15 protein-coding genes are annotated in these 19,118 nt (G+C 58.7%); 7 read left to right on the top strand and 8 right to left on the bottom strand.

The annotated features are described in order from the left end of the window. From AC1RQ9_RS11030 to AC1RQ9_RS11020, 3 genes are all read left to right on the top strand, one after another. On the top strand, positions 1 to 557 hold a 557-nt coding region (locus AC1RQ9_RS11030), incomplete at its 5' end, for a TetR/AcrR family transcriptional regulator (RefSeq protein WP_485986929.1). Between the two features lie 108 nt (positions 558 to 665). After that, complete coding sequence (locus AC1RQ9_RS11025; protein ID WP_485986927.1) at positions 666 to 2,024, top strand: MFS transporter; 1,359 nt, start codon at positions 666 to 668, stop codon at positions 2,022 to 2,024. 93 nt (positions 2,025 to 2,117) lie between these two features. Further along, positions 2,118 to 4,406, top strand: coding sequence for a TonB-dependent receptor (locus tag AC1RQ9_RS11020; protein WP_485986926.1), 2,289 nt, complete (start codon positions 2,118 to 2,120; stop codon positions 4,404 to 4,406). A gap of 153 nt (positions 4,407 to 4,559) precedes the next feature. Here the strand turns inward: AC1RQ9_RS11020 and add are convergent, their stop codons facing one another. From add to AC1RQ9_RS10980, 8 genes are all read right to left on the bottom strand, one after another. Then, complete coding sequence (gene add / locus AC1RQ9_RS11015) at positions 4,560 to 5,591, bottom strand: adenosine deaminase (protein ID WP_485986925.1); 1,032 nt, start codon at positions 5,589 to 5,591, stop codon at positions 4,560 to 4,562. Positions 5,592 to 5,622: 31 nt separating this feature from the next. Continuing rightward, entirely contained in the window at positions 5,623 to 6,993 is a 1,371-nt protein-coding gene (locus AC1RQ9_RS11010) for a sodium:solute symporter family protein (protein ID WP_485986924.1), read from the bottom strand. Positions 6,994 to 7,192: 199 nt separating this feature from the next. Next, on the bottom strand, positions 7,193 to 7,783 hold the full coding sequence (locus tag AC1RQ9_RS11005) for a TetR/AcrR family transcriptional regulator (RefSeq protein WP_485986923.1): 591 nt from the start codon (positions 7,781 to 7,783) through the stop codon (positions 7,193 to 7,195). Positions 7,784 to 8,039: 256 nt separating this feature from the next. Then, the gene (gene shc / locus AC1RQ9_RS11000; RefSeq protein ID WP_485986932.1) at positions 8,040 to 10,043 is read right to left on the bottom strand and encodes a squalene--hopene cyclase; all 2,004 of its coding nucleotides are present in this window, start codon (positions 10,041 to 10,043) and stop codon (positions 8,040 to 8,042) included. A 198-nt stretch (positions 10,044 to 10,241) separates the two neighbouring features. Further along, positions 10,242 to 10,796 (bottom strand): TetR/AcrR family transcriptional regulator, encoded by a 555-nt coding sequence (locus tag AC1RQ9_RS10995; RefSeq protein ID WP_485986922.1) that lies wholly within the window; start codon positions 10,794 to 10,796, stop codon positions 10,242 to 10,244. 80 nt (positions 10,797 to 10,876) lie between these two features. Next, complete coding sequence (locus AC1RQ9_RS10990) at positions 10,877 to 12,388, bottom strand: MDR family MFS transporter (protein ID WP_485986921.1); 1,512 nt, start codon at positions 12,386 to 12,388, stop codon at positions 10,877 to 10,879. 215 nt (positions 12,389 to 12,603) lie between these two features. Continuing rightward, positions 12,604 to 13,548: a PDR/VanB family oxidoreductase gene (locus tag AC1RQ9_RS10985; protein WP_485986919.1), complete on the bottom strand. Its 945-nt coding sequence runs from the start codon at positions 13,546 to 13,548 to the stop codon at positions 12,604 to 12,606. Positions 13,549 to 13,562: 14 nt separating this feature from the next. Then, entirely contained in the window at positions 13,563 to 14,564 is a 1,002-nt protein-coding gene (locus AC1RQ9_RS10980) for an aromatic ring-hydroxylating dioxygenase subunit alpha (RefSeq protein ID WP_485986931.1), read from the bottom strand. 172 nt (positions 14,565 to 14,736) lie between these two features. Between AC1RQ9_RS10980 and AC1RQ9_RS10975 the strand changes: the two genes are divergently transcribed. From AC1RQ9_RS10975 to AC1RQ9_RS10960, 4 genes are all read left to right on the top strand, one after another. After that, on the top strand, positions 14,737 to 15,642 hold the full coding sequence (locus AC1RQ9_RS10975; protein ID WP_485986917.1) for a LysR family transcriptional regulator: 906 nt from the start codon (positions 14,737 to 14,739) through the stop codon (positions 15,640 to 15,642). Between the two features lie 79 nt (positions 15,643 to 15,721). Continuing rightward, a complete protein-coding gene (locus AC1RQ9_RS10970) occupies positions 15,722 to 16,315 on the top strand; it encodes a TetR/AcrR family transcriptional regulator (RefSeq protein WP_010516898.1) in 594 nt (197 codons plus the stop codon). An 85-nt stretch (positions 16,316 to 16,400) separates the two neighbouring features. Beyond that, positions 16,401 to 17,558 carry an iron-containing alcohol dehydrogenase gene (locus AC1RQ9_RS10965; RefSeq protein ID WP_485986916.1) on the top strand — a complete coding sequence of 386 codons (1,158 nt, stop codon included), beginning with the start codon at positions 16,401 to 16,403 and terminating at the stop codon, positions 17,556 to 17,558. An 81-nt stretch (positions 17,559 to 17,639) separates the two neighbouring features. Beyond that, the gene (locus AC1RQ9_RS10960; RefSeq protein ID WP_485986915.1) at positions 17,640 to 19,031 is read left to right on the top strand and encodes an NAD-dependent succinate-semialdehyde dehydrogenase; all 1,392 of its coding nucleotides are present in this window, start codon (positions 17,640 to 17,642) and stop codon (positions 19,029 to 19,031) included. Positions 19,032 to 19,118: the final 87 nt, after the last annotated feature.

Genomic DNA, 19,118 nt, shown 5'->3' with positions numbered 1-19,118 from the left:
TTACGCGGGAAGTCAGGGTGGCGCCAGCGAACTTCTATAACCATTATGGCAGCCTGAACGATCTTCTGCTGGAAATTGCCGCGGATTATTTCGAGGTTTTCCGCGATCAGGCTGCCCATATCAGCCGCACGTCCGCAAACAGGACGGAAGCGCTGAAGCGGACCGTTTTCTACTTTGTGGACTTCGCGCGCTGCCATCCACAGCTCTATCGACTGATGTTTGGCTATATACCCGATGCCTATACCTATCCCCGGTACCGTCTGACGGCGGGCGCTGCATTCGAGGACCTTATGGAACTCATATACGGCTACAAGGTCTTTACCATCAGCGATGATTTCGGCCCCAACGACATGTCGGTACTGGGAAGCAAGGTACAGATCGGCTATGGAATGTACGCCATGCTGTGCGGCCTGTCGAACCTGTTCGTTGCCAATGCCAGCGAAGGACCATTTGCGAAAATCGGCGACCCGCGTGAAAGTATCGCCGCGTTCCTGAACGGCATTCTGGATGCTTTTATCAAGGGAGACCTACCCAAGGTTCTGGAGGGCAAGCCCTGAAGCCGTCCGTCCCTTTCCTCCTGCGGGGATAGGTGATACTTTTCCCGTCCCGCACAAATATCATTCCTATGCAAGTTGGACCGATTGAAGGGGAAGGATTTGGCTGCCATGGTTTCAGCTCTTCCCAACGCCCCGGCTGCGCGCCCGGAACTGACACGATCACAGATGTGGCTTTTCGCCTTTCCGGCACTTCCGGGGGCTTTCATTATTCTGCCGATGAACATTTTCATACCGGCCTTCTATGCCAGTCATACGGCTGTCACCCTTGTGCAGATCGGTACGGTTACATCCTTGTGCAGGGTCATTGATGCACTGGTGGACCCGGCCATCGGTTTCATGTCCGACCGCCTTGATACCCGGTTGGGCGGCCGGGGCATATGGGGCGTGGCCAGCGCCATCATCTGCTGTATCGCCCTGTATTTCCTGTTCCAGCCATCCGCGCATGCAACAGTCCTGTATTACGGAATATGGGCCTTCGTACTGTATCTGGGGTATTCCCTGTTTGAAATTCCCCGTAACGCATGGAGTGCGGAACTGGGGTCGCGTCCCTTCATGCGCACACGCATCAACGCGGCCATTGGCCTGTTTACCGTTGCGGGAAGCCTGATTTTCTGGCTGGTTCCCATCACGCTGTTCCGGGTCTATGGCACGACGGGTTTCACGCAGAAGACACTGTCCGTCATTGTCTGGTTATACATGGCACTTATGGTGCCTGCTGCCCTGTGCATCATGCATTCCATTCCCGGCAGCCTACCCGGACGCGCCACTGCGCCAACATGGCACGACCTTGTGCATTCCCTGAAACGGAACCGCCCCCTCACCCTTTATTTCCTCGCCATCGGTCTATGGGCCACAGGACAGGGCATATGGTTGTCCACGACATACCTGTTCCTGAATGACTACCTGCGGGTCGGCAGCGCGTTCCCGTTCGTCATGATCGTGTTTTTCGTGTCCACCATTGTCGCCATCCCGTTATGGGCACGATCGGAACGCAGGCTGGAACGCCATGACATATGGGCCATCAGTATCGTTCTGACCGCAGTAACGCGCCCGCTTGCGTTACTGCTGGCACCAGGCATGCAGAACCTGCCCATCATCCTGCTGCTGACGGCCCTGGGCGGGGCCCTGTCCGCACCCACGAATTTCGCGCCTGCCGCCATATTGGGGGATGTCGTGGATTATGATATCTGGAAAACATGGACCAACAAGTCCGGTATCATTTATGCCCTCAATACACTGGTCACCAAAGCCACGCTTGCCATAGGCGGTGGTGCGGGGTTCATCATCCTCGGCTGGGTCCATTATCATGCCGGACAGGTTAACCATGGCCTGCCGCTGACCGGCCTGCTGTCATGCTACACAGTCGTGTGCAGCATTCCCCAACTGATCGCGACAGTTATCATTTTTCGTTTCCCCATTGGACGGCGCGCGCACACCCTGATCCGCCATCGCCTGCATGGACGCTGACATCATCCGGATGCCTGTCAAGAAATGATACCTGAATATGCCTTTCCTGGTTACAGGAAACGACAGGCCCGCAGGATACCATGGCCTGCATACATGCTTTTTCTTATTACGTTGCATTCTGTATTATGCCCCGCCAGGGCTACATCCCTGTCTTCCCACAAAAAGAACCGGAAACTTCCGGTCGCCCATCTGGAACAGGGCAGCCCACAGGCCGAACAGATGGAAGTCACCGCCCGGCGCACCACGCAGCGATTATCTGACGTAGCAGCCCCCACAACCGCCATCAGCGGCCAGACACTGCATGCTTTTGATATTCTCGACATGAAAAGCATCATGAACATGGTGCCGAATGCCGTGGTGCCGACTGATCCGCAGAATATCAATACATACATCAACATCCGTGGCATCCGGCAGGTGGACAACAACGCCGATCCCAATTTCGGCATGTACCGCAATGGCATTTACGATGGGGGCCTGCGCACCAATCTCGGTCCGCAGGTGGATGTCGCACGGGTCGAGGTCAATCCCGGCCCGCAGACGGGCCTGTACGGACGTGATGCCGTGGGCGGCGCGGTCAACGTGATATATGCGACACCGGAACAGAAAACCGGGGGATACCTGACCGGATCCTATGGCAATTATGGTCGGGGTGAATTACAGGGCGCAATCAATGTGCCGCTATCGCATCATTTTGCGCTGCGCCTGACAGGCTGGTATATCGACCAGCCACGGGGCGCGCTCTACAACGCCACATTACATGAATATGAAGACCGCTACCGCCAGCAGGGCCTGCGGCTGGGGGCAAAATGGACACCCAATGACAATCTGTCCCTGACATGGATGGCGGAATATGGTGATGTTCACGGACCGTCCCTGGCCGGTTACGCACCCGGCGGCGTCGCCAACCTGATCCAGGGTGGCGTGGCAGAGACATCAGGTACGGTGTACCGTGACACCCCCGACCGTTCCCACAACCACCAGCTCTACCTTTCACAGGATCTGACATACAGATCGCGCTGGGGCACGTTCCAGTGGCTATCCGCCTATCGGGATTATCATCTTGATTCCGTGGAAGATGGGGACCGGACGGATCTGTCGGCATCATCCTATCCCCTTACGTTACAGAATCAGTTTGTCCGCCATGAAAATACGCGTAATTATTATACCGAACTGCTGTGGTCATCGCCACGGAACCGCCGCCTGACCTTTATGGCGGGGGCATCCTATTTTCATGAATATTTCTCGTTTCAACAGATATACAATACAAAAATCGACCTGAGCCTGCTGCAGGGGACGTGGGGCAACATCGCCTGTGATGCATTACAGGGTGACCCGACCTGTTCCGCCATTCCCGGTGGCAGCTTTCCCAATACCGGCCTGCAGGCGATAAGCGAATATGCCCCGGGGCCCGGATCGGGTATCGGGACACAGTCATGGTCCGGGTTTGTTTCTTCCACTTTCCATATCACCCCGTCCCTCAGCCTGACGGCGACGGCACGCTATACACGCGACCGCAAAACACTGTCCTATAATCAGTACAATAATCCCATGAATGCCAGCGGGCGGGCCATTGCCGCCCTGTTCGGGGATGTCTACCCGGACATGTCGCTCCATGACACGGCAACCTATGGCAACTGGAGCCCCAGCGCCGAACTGAATTACCGCCCGTTCCACAACGTCAACCTTTATGCCCTGTACAGCAACGGCTTCCGCGCGGGCGGTTTCAGCACGACCACGACAACACCTTCCCTGATACCTTATGGGGAAGAAACGGCGACCAATTATGAACTGGGCGGGCGTACGCAATGGTTTGGCGGGCGTCTGGGCGTAAATGCCAGCCTGTTTTACATGACACAGAAACATCTGCTGCTGGATGAAGCCGATCCGCGTGCGCCGACCGCGTTCAGTTTCTATTACCTTGCCAACGTCGGCAGTGCGCGCACATACGGTGCGGAACTGTCGGCCCAGCTTATGCTGACCCGCTGGTGGTCACTGTCGGGCAATGTTGGCTGGCTGCATGCCCGCATGGCTGGCGGCCAGTCATATGGCAGTTACGTTACCGGACAGTCCCTGCCCGATACGCGCACATGGACAACAAACATACGATCCGAAATGGCGTATCCCATCACGCCCACCTATAACCTGCTGTTCAATGCCAACTGGCATCATGAGGCAGGCGGCGCGCTGGATATTACCAATGTCCCGTGGCATTCGCTTGACCGCCTGGACCTGACACTGGGCATGGCGTGGAAGAAGAACCAGCTTGTGGTCTTTGCCAACAATGCCTTCAACAACCGCGTCGTGGATTATGCACTGACCGACGGAATGGACATACTGACCGCACCCGCAACCTATGGGGTACGCTTTACCGCAGCCTTTTAGGTCCCCATCAATGCAGTGCCCCTTTCACCCAGAGGCTGCCTGAAAAGTCAGATCAGGAAATACCCTGCGATGATAAGAAAGTTTTTGATAAAGCTTTTTTAAAAGGCTTCGAAGAACACCGCTTTTATCAACCAGTTGTATTCAAACAGCCCCTCAGTCATCGTGTGATCCGATCAGTGATCTGATCTGCTGCCTGAAATCATTCCGCATGGCGTCTTTTTCCATATCCGACAGCCATGTCGCATCAATCGTCCGCAGCGACAGGTCCGCCACCGCATGCACGTCCAGTGACAGTACACGGGCCATCGTAACGTACGCCGTCCCGATATCCGTCGCGAACATGGCAGGATCATCGGTGCAGGGAACCATGGACAGACCCGCCTGCGCCATGGCCTTCAGGGACGTCCAGCGCTGTTCCAGACGTTCAGGCACACAGGTCTGCGGGCAGACCGTAAAGGCCACGCCACGTTCTCGACAGCGACAGACCAGTTCGGGATCAGCCAGCAGGTTATAGCCATGGTCGATCCGGTCACAGCCCAGCACGTCAAGGCACGTCATGACGTTCCGGGGAGGGGCCTGTTGCAGTGTCTGGTTATCTTCACACGCATGGGCCGTGCAACGCAGTCCGGAAGCGCGCGCCAGCGCATAGGCATCACGGAACAGTTCTGGCGGCCCCTTGCATTCCGCGCAGTCCATTCCGATCCCGATGACTTCCGCGCGGGGATTGGCCACAACTTCCCTGACCATGGCCATCGCGGCATCTGGGCCGAGTTCGCGGTTGATGGCCGGGATCAGGCGCCCGACCACACCCAGTTCCGTCTGTGCCGCCCGCAGGCCATCGATCAGCCCATCCACCATTGTCGTGTACTGCACCCCATGGGGATAATGATAATCGGGGCTGAAAAAAAACTCGGCATAGTGCAGGTTGCCCTGACGGTATCCGTCCTCCATCGCTTCATAGGCTATGCGCGCGAAATCATCACGCGTGACGATGCATTTTCCAATAATCTCAAGCCGGGACAGGAAATCATAGAAATCCATGAAACGGTAAAATGCATCCGGGTCAGTGGTGGGCAATGAGACACCGTTCCTTGCCGCCAGGGACATGACCGTCGTGGCCCGCACCGCGCCTGCAAGATGGCAATGAAGGTCAATTTTCGGAATCCGCCGTATAATCGCATCCATATTCACACTCGATCATCCTTTTCGGGCGCCGTCATGTAACGCGCTTCCTGCGCCACAGCGGACAGAACACAACCGCACAATTGACAAGAAGCCCTATAAAACCCGGATTGATGCCCCCAACGGACAGGCCGCTGGCGAACAGGGCAATCGCGGTCATGGCCCCGCACACGACCCCGGTCCCCGCGACACGCGCTGAAACAGGCCAGTCCAGCAGGACAACAAACCACAGTGATGCAAACTGGATGCCGACATAACCGCTGATGTTCAGCGCTGTCAGCATGATGGCAGGCGCATGCGCCGTAGCCACCAGCGCCAGGACCAGAAACAGGATAACACCCAGATTGATCGCGCGGCGTGGATGCCCGTGCGCCAGACGGGACATGATGCTACGTGTCATCATCGCCGCAATGTTAAGTGATGTCGCGGCCAGAACCAGCAACCCCGCCAGTACTGCGCCCGCCATGACCAGTGCCACCACCCATCGGGGCAGCAGCATGCCCGCCACATGGAAAAACACCCCATTCCCATCATGCAGCGGGGGTAATGAACGGATGGCAAAATATGTTGCAAACACTGCAAAGGGATACATCAGCATGTAAAGCGGCATGAATACCATGGCCCTGCGCACCGCCTGCGCTGAACGCGCTGTAAACAGGTACGGTGTAACGGATGGCTGGAAATAGAACCCGACACCCTGATAGACAATCGTGCTGATGGCAAAGACCATATCCGTCACGGCAGGCTGCCGGAACACGACAGGATGGGCGACATCTGGCCCTGTCCCGCCATATTGCGCGCAGATTGCCGCCACACCGACAGCCGCAATCCCGAACAGCATCAGGCTGTCCTTGAGAAACGCGACATAGGTTGATGCACGCATGCCCCCCAATGCCACATATGCAAAGGCAATGACGGCACATCCCGCCAGTCCTGCCGCCGGTGTGCCAGGCAGACCCATCATGCCCAGTGTCGCCCGCAGCCCGATAAACTGGAACTGTCCCCACGGCACCAGTGCGGCGATACAGCCCCATGCCGTCAGGCGTTCGAAAACCACACTTCCGAAATGCCTGCCAAATACTTCGGGCACCGTACAGGCATCATATCGCCGGGTCCGTTCCCAAATGGCGGGACCGACAAAATATCCGACCGGGAATGCCAGCAGAAGATAACCCAGAAACCAGTATCCATAACTGACCCCATGGGCGTAAAGCCCGGCGGGAAAGGCGACAATCGACCCGATACTGTAGATTTCCCCCACTGTCAGGATAAACAGCATGGGCGCGGGCAGCGCCCTGTCCGCCACCAGCAGCGTTTCCACCGACAGGTGTTGCGAACGTGATCGGGCAAGGCAGGCCGCGCCAAGCGACAGAAGAACAACGCACGCCACAATCCCTGCCATCATGATCGTTTCTCACACAGCCACAGGCATAGGGATGTCAACGGAAACCAGGCAAAAATCCAGATCAGGACAACCGGAATTCCCATAATCGTCCATGACCGGAACCCCAGAAACGCGGCGACGGGAACAATGGCCATGAACGGAACACCCAGTCCCAGTGCGACACGCCGCCAATCCGGCCGACCTGACTGACGATCCCGGTTCATGGCTGTTCCGTATCATCATGCCAGCCTGCTTCAGCACGGGTTTCACGCAGGACAAGTTCGATCGCCCAGCTAATGACCGCGCCTGCGTCCTTGCCGTTCATGCCGAATTCTTCCTTGAGCGTAAGCCACGACAGCACATTATCCAGACAGGCCACGACAGCTTCCGCCCGCACCCGGGCCGCGAGCGGCACATCGGGCGTGTCACGCCACAACGCCTTACGCCGGCGAAGCGCCAGTTCATTACGGAACCGGATGCGCATTGAACGCCCGACACGGGTCAGGGCAAGGATACGGGCAAGATTGGGACGACTGTCGAATTTCTCCGCAGCCGTGCGGAAACCCTGCACCAGTTCCTTTTCATTCGTGCCCGATACAATCCCGAAGACTTCCGAATTCAGCCAGTCACCTGTTGCGCGCAGCAGGTCATCGCGTGAGGGAAAATACCGATAGACAGTCCGCAATGACACCTCCGCCCTCTTTGCAATGGCGGAAGTCGGGACGGCCACATCATTCATTTCTTCAAGCAGGGCAATGAAGCCATCGATAATGCGCTGTCGGGTCAGGGCAGCATATTCTTCACGTAACATATGACACATACATGCAGTTGTGACACACATGTGTCACAATAACGCAAACGAGTCAATTACGCACACATGCCATGTCGCCTGCATTGGTCATATCTTGATTGATGGAATGACGGTTATGGAATGCAACAGGGAGTCAGGCTGCCACAAGGACAGCCTGAAACAGTTCAGCAGGTCGCGCCCCGCACGCCGTCTGCCAGAAAACGCCTTTGCTTGACCCGGCTACTGGCCGGGAACATGCCCCAGCCAGCCGGAAGACCTATTTTTCCAGTTTCATCAGGCGTGATGCCCGGCTGAGCGCCATGATCGGGAAAAACTGCCGGTACAGGTCATAACGCAGCATGAACGCACGCGAGAGTTCCGCCCCCTGCTGCAGCCGCTTTGACAATGCGGGATCATCCAGCTTGATGGTCTGGCCAACCCCGTAACCGGGGAAGCCGGTGCCGGTGAATTCCTTTTCATGCCAGCTACCGTCAGCCTGCTGCAGGTCGATCAGGTAGCGGCAGCCACGGGCGATGGCCCCGTAATCCTGCGGGCGGTTGGCGGCGATCAGGCCCATCAGCGCCCATGCGGTCTGCGATGGCGTGGTCGGTCCATGTCCAACCATGGACAGTTCCATATAGGACGCGCAGCTTTCGCCCCACCCGCCATTTTCCTGCTGGTGGGCTACCAGCCAGTCACAGGCCTTGGTGATATAGGGCTGCGTCATGTCCTCACCAATTGCGGCAAGTGCCGGCAGGACCGCACCCGTGCCATACAGGTAATTGACACCCCAGCGGCCAAACCACGGGCCATCGGGTTCCTGTTCGGCGCGGATATAGGCCAGTGCGCGCTGGATGGTGGGCATGTGGCGCGGCAGGCCCAGAATGCCAAAGGCTTCCAGAACATGTGCCGTCACATCGACTGATGGGGGATCGAGGGCTTCGCCAAAATCACAGAACGGAATTTTTGACAGGATGCTGCGGTTATTGTCCTTGTCGAACGCACCCCATCCGCCGCATTCGCTCTGCATGCCGATCAGCCAGTTCACTCCACGGCTGATGGCTTCTTCCACGCCCCGCTTCTTCCATTCATCGCGGTTACGGCACGACGAAAGGGCGATCAGGGCAACGGCGGTGTCATCCGTATCGGGATAGCGGTCATTGGCATATTCAAATGCCCAGCCACCGGGTTCCACGTCCGGCAGCTTGATGGACCAGTCACCCTTTACACGCACCTGACGGTCCAGCAGCCAGCCCAGTGCCTTTTCCATTTCCGGCGTGAACCGGGTTTCGCCATCGGCATCATGCAGGGCCATGATCGCCAGCATGGTATCCCATACCGGGCTGTTGGTCGCCTGGATCCAGCTTGCATCACCCCTGTCATGACGCCAGCCGGGATCATTCAGGGCGGACAGCGCCTTGGCCATGACGGGGTGATGGAACTGGTAATCCTCGCCATGCAGCGCCATCAGGCCGTACACCCATGGCGGCTGGATGCCGCCCCAGCCACCATCGGCATCCTGATGGCGGATGATCCATTCCAGCATGTGCCGGATGGCGGCCTCACGCAGGGTATTGCGCTTGAGGAATTTGGACTGCAGCCAGTGCAGGCTACGGTCTGTCTTGCGGAAGAACTTGTCCCACAGGTCGCGCTCCCCCCTGGCGGGCAGTTCGTAATCGAAATTCGCACGCCCCCCGGGGAACAGGACGTCCAGACGGTCCTGCGGGCGCAGCGGGCGCGAGGGCCTGCGGGCGGACAGGATGGCCAGCGGCACCAGTGTCGCACGTGCCCACTGCGCGAAATTGTAGATGGAAAAGACAAAGTTGTTGGGAAACCAGATGACTTCTGGCGGCAGGTTGGGCGTTTTCTCCCACGGCCATTCCCCGATCAGCGCCAGCCAGTACCGCGTGAAGACGCGGATGTTCTTCAGCCCCCCCTTGCTGGCGATCCATGTGGCGGCCCGGCTTATGGCCGGATCATCAGCGGGATAACCAAGGGAACGCAGGGCGGCGTAGGATTCAACGGTGGCGTTGATGTCGCCATTTCCGGCGCCGTAATAGGTGCCCCATGACCCATCCTCACGCTGCATTTCCAGCAGGGCCTTGCCCAGACGCGGGCGCAGCGGGTGATCTTCAAGACCAAGGAACCACAGGGCCAGGCACCACTCCGCCTCCATGGAGGCATTGGACGCGACCGGACCAACCCAGTGGCCATCGGGCTTCTGCTGCCCGATCAGCCAGTCACAGGCGGAAGACACGGCATGGGACAGGCTGTTATCCATCGTCCGCAGGACCGAGACCGCAGCCACGTCTTTGCCGCCCCCGTTCACGGACCGGGTGCCAGCAAGGGGGAAAGTTGTGCCGGAAACGGTGTTGTCAGAAGATGTGGCTGTTTTTGTTAGCGGGCGACTTTCCCTGGTCATGTTTTCCATACCTGTGTGAAATGTCATGGAGGATTTGAATGATCCTGCTGGCCTGAATTACGGCGTGCAGGGGTCGGACAGGATCAGCCGCTGAAAATCGGCAAAGGTGGTTTTCCACCATTCCTGATCCATTTCCATAAAACCGAGGCTTCTTAGAAAAAACGCTCCTTCAGCAGCAAATATCGCGATGCGGGCCTGGCGCGCGTCCCGACTGTCAGGGTCGCTTCCGTTAAACCAGCCTGCGTACCATGCACGTATCTTCTGTAAATATTTTGGCGACTGAAGCAAGGTGACAAGCATGCCGGCCATTCTGGCCTGGGTTGTATCATCGATCTGGCTGATGGTCAGGACATAGGCACGGGCCCGGTCAATGATACCGGCATCGGGTCCGATCTGCCGGGCGACGCTTGCATCGAATGCCGCAAGCCAGCGGTCGATCAGCGCGGTCATCAGGTCATCCTTGCTGCCGAAACAGTACTGCAGGCCCCCCTTGGTAATGCCCGCCTCCCTTGCCACGGCTTCCAGCGTCAGGGCGGCCACGCCTTCGCGGTGGACAAGCCGTTCAACACAGTCCAGGACGTTTTCACGGTCTATGGTTCTGGGACGCGCCATGCGGTGCCTCTGCCGTTTCAATCCAAGCGTATGGAAATAAAACACGCACTGTCATCGCGCAAGCCGGAATCCGCCTCCCGTCAGGCGGATTGCCGCCGGTTACGCACCATCAGCCCGACAATCATGAGGAACGCCAGAAACATGAAGCTGCTGCTGACACTCAGGCTGGCGCTGATCGCAGCCTTGTAGGCATCGCGTGCCTGCAGGCGCATTTCAGGCGACAGCCCATGGACGGCCGCCATGCCCTTGTGCAGGAATGCCGTCACATCAATCCTTTCCGGCAGCGCATGCAACTGGTTCTGCAATGTCAGCGCCATGACGCCACCCGACAGCGCCACACCAAGGGATCCACCCAGCGAGCGGATGAAGGACATCATGGCTGTGGCGATTCCCAGCATGCCGGGTGGTACGGAATTCTGGATGATGACCGTTGCATTGGGCATGCCGATCCCCATACCCACGCCAAGCCCGCCAAGGCTGAGCAGGAAGAACAGTGCCGGCGCGCCATGATGGGCACACAGCGCGATCAGGGTCAGCGCCGAGAATTCAATGCCGACACCCAGCGCAAGCAGCGGCGCGTAACGCTGCGTCCGCGACGAGACATAGCCCCCCACCACCGAACTGACCATCATCGTGCCGACCTGCGGCAGCATCATCAATCCCGATATTTCCGGGGTCTGCCCAAGGACAAGCTGGTAATAGAGCGGCAGGAAAACCAGCGACCCCATCATCGCAAACGACATGATCCCGGTTGCTGCGACACAGACGGAAAAACTGGCAATGCGCAGCAGCCCCAGACTGACCAGTGGTTCGGGCGCGCGCCGTTCCTGACGGATGAACAGCACGAAAAACGCCACGCTGGCGCCAAGCAGCGCAAATGTCAGCGGTGATGTCCACGCAAGCGTCGTGCCGACCGAATTGAACAGCAGCAGGAAACCCGCCGTGGCCACAGCCAGCAGGGCAGCCCCGGCATAATCAATCCGGGGCCTTGCCTCGGCCTGGGCCGCGGGCAGGCCCAGCATGACCAGCGCCATGGCCAGGCCACCGACCGGCAGATTGACAAGAAAAACCCACCGCCATGACAGCGCACTGGTCAGCACGCCCCCCAGAAAGGGGCCGGTCACGCTGCTGACCGCAAACGCACCGGTAAACAGGCCCTGATAACGCCCGCGCTGCTGTGGCGTGACCATGTCGCCGATCACCGTCTGCGACAGTGTCATAAGCCCGCCTGCCCCGATGCCCTGCAGCCCGCGGAATACGATCAGCTGCCACATGTCCTGCGCTACACCGCACAGCAGGGACGCGGCAAGAAAGGCCCCGATGCTGAACGCCAGCAGCGGCCTTCTGCCAAACATGTCGGACAGCTTGCCATACATGGGTGTTGCAATGGTGGAGGTCAGCATGAAGGCCGTAACCACCCATGACATATGCGCCAGCCCCCCAAGGTCGGTGACAATGGTGGGCAGCGCGGTCGAGACGATGCTCTGGTCAAGGGCCGCCATGACCATGGTCAGGATCAGGCCGCTGAAAACAAGGATTCGGGTCGCGGGCGTATAGGCGGAAACGGTCTGCGCCGTGGGGGAAGGCTGCACGAAGGGATCCTGTAACTGTCAAAACCCGATCATGCAGCCAGTAGTACGGGGCTAGCAAGACAGGGCCTGATCGGACCCGGATAGAAAACCGACCTGTAAAGCCTTCAGAAAATCATGAAAAAGTTTTTTTGGTGAAGCTTTTTTTCAAAAATCTTCAGGAAACGTCGCCTTTTTGAAAAAAGGCGACACCCGAAAACTTTCCTTTTTACAATTCCTTACATACCCAGTGTCAGGGAAGGACTGCGACTGCGTGAACAGCACAGGGCAATATTGCCACCCTGTTCTTCTTCCGTCAGGACCATATCCCGATGGTCCCCCTCACCTGCCAGCAGCGGCACGACACAGGCCCCGCACATGCCCTGTTCACATGACAGGGGAACATCCACCCCCGCCGCAAGCAGGGCTGATGCGATGCTCTGCCCCGACGGCACGCTCACGACCTGCCCCGATTGCGCCAGAACCACCTCAAACGGCCGGTCCGAAAGGACATGCGCCGTTTCCGTGGGCCGGAAATATTCGGTATGGATCTGATCCGTCAGCCATCCTACTGCGACGGCATGGGCATAGACGGCATTCATGAACCCATCCGGCCCGCACAACATGATGGCCGTATCGGCACATGGGCTGGCCAGCGCATCCGGATACCCGTTTTTCAGGCTGGAACCGAAACGGACATGCGCCGCATAAGGGGGCTTGCGCAGCATGTCCCCAAACGGCGCGTGTTCAGGCACGCGCGCATAATAATAAAACTGCCAGTCCGCACCGTTTTGCTGCAACCGCGCCATCATGGACAGCAGCGGGGTCACGCCAATCCCGCCCGCGACAAGGATGTAGCGCCGTGCCCGTGGCAGGGGAAACGCATTGCGGGGCCTGGATATCCGCAGTTCCATACCCTGCCGGGCCTGCGTGCACAGTGATTCCGATCCGCCACGGGAATTCGCTTCGCGCTTGATGCACAGTTCATAGGCGGATGGATCATCAGGCGGTCCACACAGGGAATACTGCCGGATCAGGCCCGAAGGCGTCATGACATCCACATGCGCGCCCGGTTCAAAATCAGGCAGGGCATCATCACCGGCGCGCGCAACCAGACGCAGGCGCACGCACTCCATCCCTTCCGGAACGGCGTCACCAACGATTACAGGAAACAGGGTAGACATGGTCTGCGTTTCCTTCAGGCGGTAAAGAACTGGCTCAGCCCCATCGTGCGCAGGGCACGGCGATAGGCGATCGAACTGCGGTCGGCCATCACATGTGCCTCCAGCGTCGGGTCCAGCGGCAGGTTCTCCGGCTTCTGGGCTTCGACCAGCGCGCGGTCTTCCTCAAATACTTTCAGGTTGAAATCGTACACATCCTGCAGCGGCAGGTCCTTGTCGAAGTTACGGCACATCGGCGCGAACATGCGCGTCTGCCGGGCCGATACGGGGGATGCCGCATTCATGATGACAAGGCGGCCATTATCAGGAAAATGGATTTCCAGCGTCGCGACAAAAGGCGCATGCACCCGGAAATGCCGCAGCCATTCAAAGCCCGGACGCCCGCGATCGGATTTGCCAATGGGGTAATTGCCGACACTGCTGCGGTATTCCGCCTCGAACCCATCGGGCGTAATGCGGGTTTTATAGGGCGGCACGACAGGATTTTCAGGATCGGCAAAGGTATCGGTATGGACAAAGGCGAAATGCGCCACGTCAATGAACCCTTCGACCTGCCTTCCGGCAAAACCGGCAATATCGATCCATGGACAGTTGATCTGCTGGAAGTCCGGGTCATTCCAGTGCGGCATGGGGGGAATGGCGACCGCTTCCCCCTCCGGCCGCAGGCAGGTCCAGATCAGGCCATAGCGTTCCACCGCCGGATAGGTACGCAGGTTGAGCTTTGACGGAATGCCGCTGTCGGGATGGGCGGGGACCTTGACACACTTCCCCTGCCCGCCAAAACGGAACCCGTGATAGGCACAGGCCACGGTCTGCCCATCGCCCTTGCCCATGCTGAGCGGCACGCCACGATGCGGGCACAGGTCATCGGCAATGACAATATCTGCCCCCGCCCGATAGATCACCAGCGGCGCATCCAGCAGGGTCACGCCCAATGGCCGGTCGCCCAGTTCACGCACAAGGGCTACGGGATACCAGCACCGGGCAAGGATGTTCCAGTCATCCACATCAAACGTCATGGTGCGGGGCAAGCTGTGGGTATCGTTGGGGCGGGTGCTGGCGGCGGTGGTCACGATCGGTTCTCCTGAACGGGCCGGGGTGGCCCGGCGGCTTTCAGAAAGATCATTTCACACGCGATGTGCCCTCAGATATATCATAATTAATCCTTCTTCATTCTCAAAATAAGAACGCATGCAGCCCTTTTCCCGCTTTCTGGTCTATTTCCTGGCTGTTGCCCGCCATCGCTCCATCCGCAGGGCGGCGGAGGAGCTGCATATTGCGGGGTCCGCCATCAACCGGCACATCCTGCTGGGTGAAAAACAGCTGCAGACCCCGCTGTTCGAACGCCTGCCCACGGGCATGCGCCTGACGACGGCAGGTGAACTGCTGTATGGCTGTGCGCGGCGCTGGGTCAGGGAACTTGATGACCTGAACCGCCAGATTGATGACCTGAAGGGCATACGTCGTGGCCAGGTTGACCTGCTGGCGCCCGAGGCCCTGTCACGCGCCTTCCTGCCCGAACTGGTCACGCGCATGAAGCACAGCCATCCCGGCGTGGTGCTGAACCTGAACATTCGCGATAACCGGCGGATCCATCATGCCCTGCTGTCTGGCGAAGGCGACCTTGCCCTTGTGCTGGACCCTGAAGAGATGCGCGACCTTACAATCCTGCGCCGCATGTCCTTTCCGCTTGGCTTCATCTGCCGTCCCGACCACCCGCTGGCGCAACATGGCGCTGTCAGGCTGACGCAATGCGCGGATTACCCCATGGTGATACCGGAACAGCCGCTTGCACTTTCATCCGTCTTTGCACGGCTTATGGATACCCGGCGCATCATTCCCCACGTTGCGGCACGGGCCAATAATGTCCAGATGATCATTTCCCTTGTCACGGGCGGGATCGGGATCGGTTTCCTGAGTTCTCTGGACGTGATGGCCGAAGTGATGCGGGGGGATCTGGTCTTTGTGCCACTTGTGGGCACAAACGTGCCGCACCTTACGCTGGCGCTGGTGCATGACCGCACGCGCCAGCTTTCGCGCACCACGCATCTGGTCGAAAACATGATCGAGGACATCATGTCCCGGCATGTGACCTGAATGGACTCTTTCGAAAGAAAAGACGACCGGTCTAATTTTTGTCTGGACATGCCGACTGGTCACCCATATATAGACTTCCATGAAGATCGCAGAGAAACATCGCGCTGCCCGGCAGCACATTCTGGAAGCGGCCCGGCCGCTTATCGGCCAGCGTGGTTTCTCGGCCGTCGGTCTGGCGCAGATACTCGATGTCGCGGGCATTCCCAAGGGGTCGTTCTACCATTACTTCGAATCAAAGGAAGCCTTTGGCGAGGCCCTGCTCCAGACCTATATCGACGATTACCTGATCAAGATGGATGACATCCTGGGAAACGACGATGAGAACGCCGCACAGCGGATCACCCGCTACTGCCAGTTCTGGCGCGACACCCATATCGAAGGGCAGATCGGCAACAAATGCCTGATCGTAAAGCTGGCGGCGGAAGTCTCGGACCTGTCCGAACGGATGCGCGCCATTCTCGATGTCGGCACCCGCACGGTCATTGACCGGATCAGTGCTGTCATTGCCAAAGGACAGGAAGAGGGATCGATTGGCAGCACACAGCCCGCGCTGATGTTGGCGGCATCCCTTTACCAGCTCTGGCTGGGGTCGACGCTCATGGTGAAGATCACCCACAGTTCTCCACCGTTTGATCATGCGTGGGAAGCAAGCAGGCAGCTTCTGGAAATCTAGCGTGCCGGACATGCCCCAACGGTCTGTCCTGCGATTTTAATAGATGACCGGTCTAATAGATACGACCGGTCCAATAGGTGCAAAGATGCAGAATTTCGAATTTTACAACCCCACACGGGTCCTGTTTGGCAAAGGCATGATTGCGCGCCTTGATGACCAACTGTCGCCCGAAGCCCGCGTGCTCGTGCTGTATGGTGGCTCCAGCGCCGAACGCAGCGGCACGTTGAACGAAGTCCGTGCGGCCCTGGGCAACCGGACCTTCCGTGAGTTTGGTGGCATTGAAGCCAACCCCACTTACGAAACCCTGATGAAGGCCGTGGCCATGGTGCGGGCGGAAAAGCTCGATTTCCTGCTGGCCGTGGGCGGTGGGTCGGTCATGGACGGCACCAAATTCGTTGCCGCCGCCGTGCCGTATGAGGGCGAGCCGTGGGATATCCTGGTCAGCAAGGGCGACGCGGCGAAGAAGGCGCTGCCGCTGGGCACCGTTGTCACCCTGCCCGCCACCGGGTCTGAAATGAACTGCCTGAGCGTGATTTCGCGCCAGTCCACGGGCGACAAGCTGCTGTTTTCCAACCCGCTGGTCTATCCGCGCTTTTCCGTTCTGGACCCCATGCGCACCATGAGCCTGCCCATGAAGCAGGTCATCAATGGTGTCGTGGACTCCTTCGTGCATGTGATGGAGCAGTACATGACCTATCCGGTCGATGGCATGGCGCAGGATCGCTTTTCCGAAGGGCTGCTGTCCAGCCTGGTGGAAATCGGGCCGCGTATCATTGCCACGCCAGATGATTATGACCTGCGCTCCAACCTCATGTGGGTTGCGACCCTGGCGCTGAATGGCCTGATCGGCGCGGGCGTGCCGCATGACTGGACCACGCACATGATCGGTCATGAAATCACGGCGAAATACCACATCGACCATGCCCGCACGCTGGCCATGGTGTTCCCTGCCCTGCTGAAGGTACGCCGCACCGAAAAGCGCGCCAAGCTGCTGCAGTATGCCGCACGGGTGTGGAACCTGACCGATGGCACGGAAGACCAGCGGATCGATGCCGTCATTCGCAAGACCGAGGAATTCTTTGAAAACCTTGGCGTGCCGACCCGCCTGTCTGCCTACGACATCGGGGCGGAAGGCATCAATGATCTGGTGAAGCAGCTTGAAGATCACGGCATGACCCACCTGGGTGAAAACGGTGATGTCACGCTGGATGTCAGCCGCCAGATACTTGAAGCGGCTGCCTGATTTCCACTGAACGACCACCGGGATATGGCCACACGCCGTATCCCGGACATAACTGGCTATATTAAGGGACAGATATCCAAAATGGCTTACGCATCAACCAATCCCTATACCAACGAAGTTGTTGCCACCTTCCCCGATGCCACGGATGCCGAAGTGCAGGCGGCACTGAGCGAAGCACATGCCGCTTTTGAAAGCTGGCGCGACACGTCCTTTACCGACCGGGCAAAGGTCATGAACGCGGCGGCCGCCATCCTGCGTCGTGATATTGATAAATATGCCCGCCTTGGCACGCTGGAAATGGGCAAGCTGTTCGAGGAATCAAAGAAAGAAGTCATTCTTTCCGCCGAGATCTTCGAATACTATGCCAGCCATGCCGAAGAGCTGCTGAAGCCGGAAATCCTGCCCGTCGCCAACCCCGCGGAAGGCAAACCCGTTCTGGTTCACGAACCGCTGGGCATCGTGCTGGCGATCGAACCGTGGAACTTCCCCTTCTATCAGGTCGTGCGCATTATCGCACCGCAGCTTTCGGCCGGTAATGCCGTGCTGCTCAAGCACGCATCCAACCTGCCGCAGTGCGCTGCCGCCTTTGATACGCTGATGGCCGAAGCGGGTCTGCCCAAGGGTCTGTTCCGCAACCTGTATGCGGCACGTCCCCACACCGCCATGATCCTGAACGACCCGCGCGTGTGTGGTGTCGCCCTGACGGGTTCGGAAGGTGCTGGCACCGTGATTGCCGGCATTGCAGGCAAGGCGCTGAAAAAGGCGACCATGGAACTGGGCGGTGCGGATGCCTTCATCGTTCTGGATGACGCCGATGTGGAAAAAGCAGCCCGCTGGGCAGTGATCGGCCGGCACTGGAATGCTGGTCAGGTCTGTGTCTCGGCCAAGCGCCTGATCGTGGCGGATGCGGTTTATGACCAGTTCCTTGCCCTGTACAAGGAAGGTGTCGCCGCCCTGAAGGCTGGCGACCCGATGGACCCGGCCACAACGCTTGCCCCCCTGTCGTCACAGGCCGCGGCAGACGACCTGCGCGATCAGGTTACGCGGGCGATGGATCTGGGTGCGAAGGTCGAGATCATCGGAGCACCAGTGCCTGAACAGGGCGCGTTTTTCCAGCCGCTGCTGATGTCCAACCTTGATGGGAAGAATGCGGCCCGCCACTGGGAATTCTTTGGCCCTGTAACCCAGATCTACCGTGCGAAGGACGAGGCGGACGCCATCCGCATCGCCAATGACTCCCCTTATGGGCTGGGTGGCTCGGTTTTCACCCGCGACGAGGCACGTGGTGCACGTGTGGCCCGCGCCATCCGCACCGGCATGGTGTTCATCAACCATCCCCTGTCGCCCAAGGCGGACCTGCCGTTTGGTGGCATCAAGAACTCCGGCTATGGCCGTGAACTGATCGGCCTTGGCATCAAGGAGTTCATCAACCACAAGCTGATTAACGTGGTCGATATCGACGCGGCGTTCTGAACCAGACCATTGCGGATAATGACGGGATGGCTTCCTGTCATTATCCGCAATAATAAAGTCCCCTCAGTCACATCCGTTACTGAGAGA

The sequence above is a fragment of the Komagataeibacter ossonobensis genome, from assembly GCF_057359305.1.
The sequence above is the reverse complement of the archived record's forward strand: the minus strand, read 5'-3'. Positions and strand labels throughout refer to the sequence as shown.

What these genes read in the sequence shown, in the direction of transcription:
- AC1RQ9_RS11025 (WP_485986927.1), top strand. Translation starts at nt 666, where the DNA reads ATGGTTTCAGCTCTTCCCAACGCCCCGGCTGCGCGCCCGGAACTGACA.
- AC1RQ9_RS10965 (WP_485986916.1), top strand. Translation starts at nt 16,401, where the DNA reads ATGCAGAATTTCGAATTTTACAACCCCACACGGGTCCTGTTTGGCAAA.
- AC1RQ9_RS11020 (WP_485986926.1), top strand. Translation starts at nt 2,118, where the DNA reads ATGCTTTTTCTTATTACGTTGCATTCTGTATTATGCCCCGCCAGGGCT.
- AC1RQ9_RS10985 (WP_485986919.1), bottom strand. Translation starts at nt 13,548, where the DNA reads ATGTCTACCCTGTTTCCTGTAATCGTTGGTGACGCCGTTCCGGAAGGG.
- AC1RQ9_RS11010 (WP_485986924.1), bottom strand. Translation starts at nt 6,993, where the DNA reads ATGATGGCAGGGATTGTGGCGTGCGTTGTTCTTCTGTCGCTTGGCGCG.
- AC1RQ9_RS10970 (WP_010516898.1), top strand. Translation starts at nt 15,722, where the DNA reads ATGAAGATCGCAGAGAAACATCGCGCTGCCCGGCAGCACATTCTGGAA.
- AC1RQ9_RS10975 (WP_485986917.1), top strand. Translation starts at nt 14,737, where the DNA reads ATGCAGCCCTTTTCCCGCTTTCTGGTCTATTTCCTGGCTGTTGCCCGC.
- AC1RQ9_RS10995 (WP_485986922.1), bottom strand. Translation starts at nt 10,796, where the DNA reads ATGGCGCGTCCCAGAACCATAGACCGTGAAAACGTCCTGGACTGTGTT.
- add (WP_485986925.1), bottom strand. Translation starts at nt 5,591, where the DNA reads ATGGATGCGATTATACGGCGGATTCCGAAAATTGACCTTCATTGCCAT.
- AC1RQ9_RS11005 (WP_485986923.1), bottom strand. Translation starts at nt 7,783, where the DNA reads ATGTTACGTGAAGAATATGCTGCCCTGACCCGACAGCGCATTATCGAT.
- AC1RQ9_RS10960 (WP_485986915.1), top strand. Translation starts at nt 17,640, where the DNA reads ATGGCTTACGCATCAACCAATCCCTATACCAACGAAGTTGTTGCCACC.
- AC1RQ9_RS10980 (WP_485986931.1), bottom strand. Translation starts at nt 14,564, where the DNA reads ATGACGTTTGATGTGGATGACTGGAACATCCTTGCCCGGTGCTGGTAT.
- shc (WP_485986932.1), bottom strand. Translation starts at nt 10,043, where the DNA reads ATGGATAACAGCCTGTCCCATGCCGTGTCTTCCGCCTGTGACTGGCTG.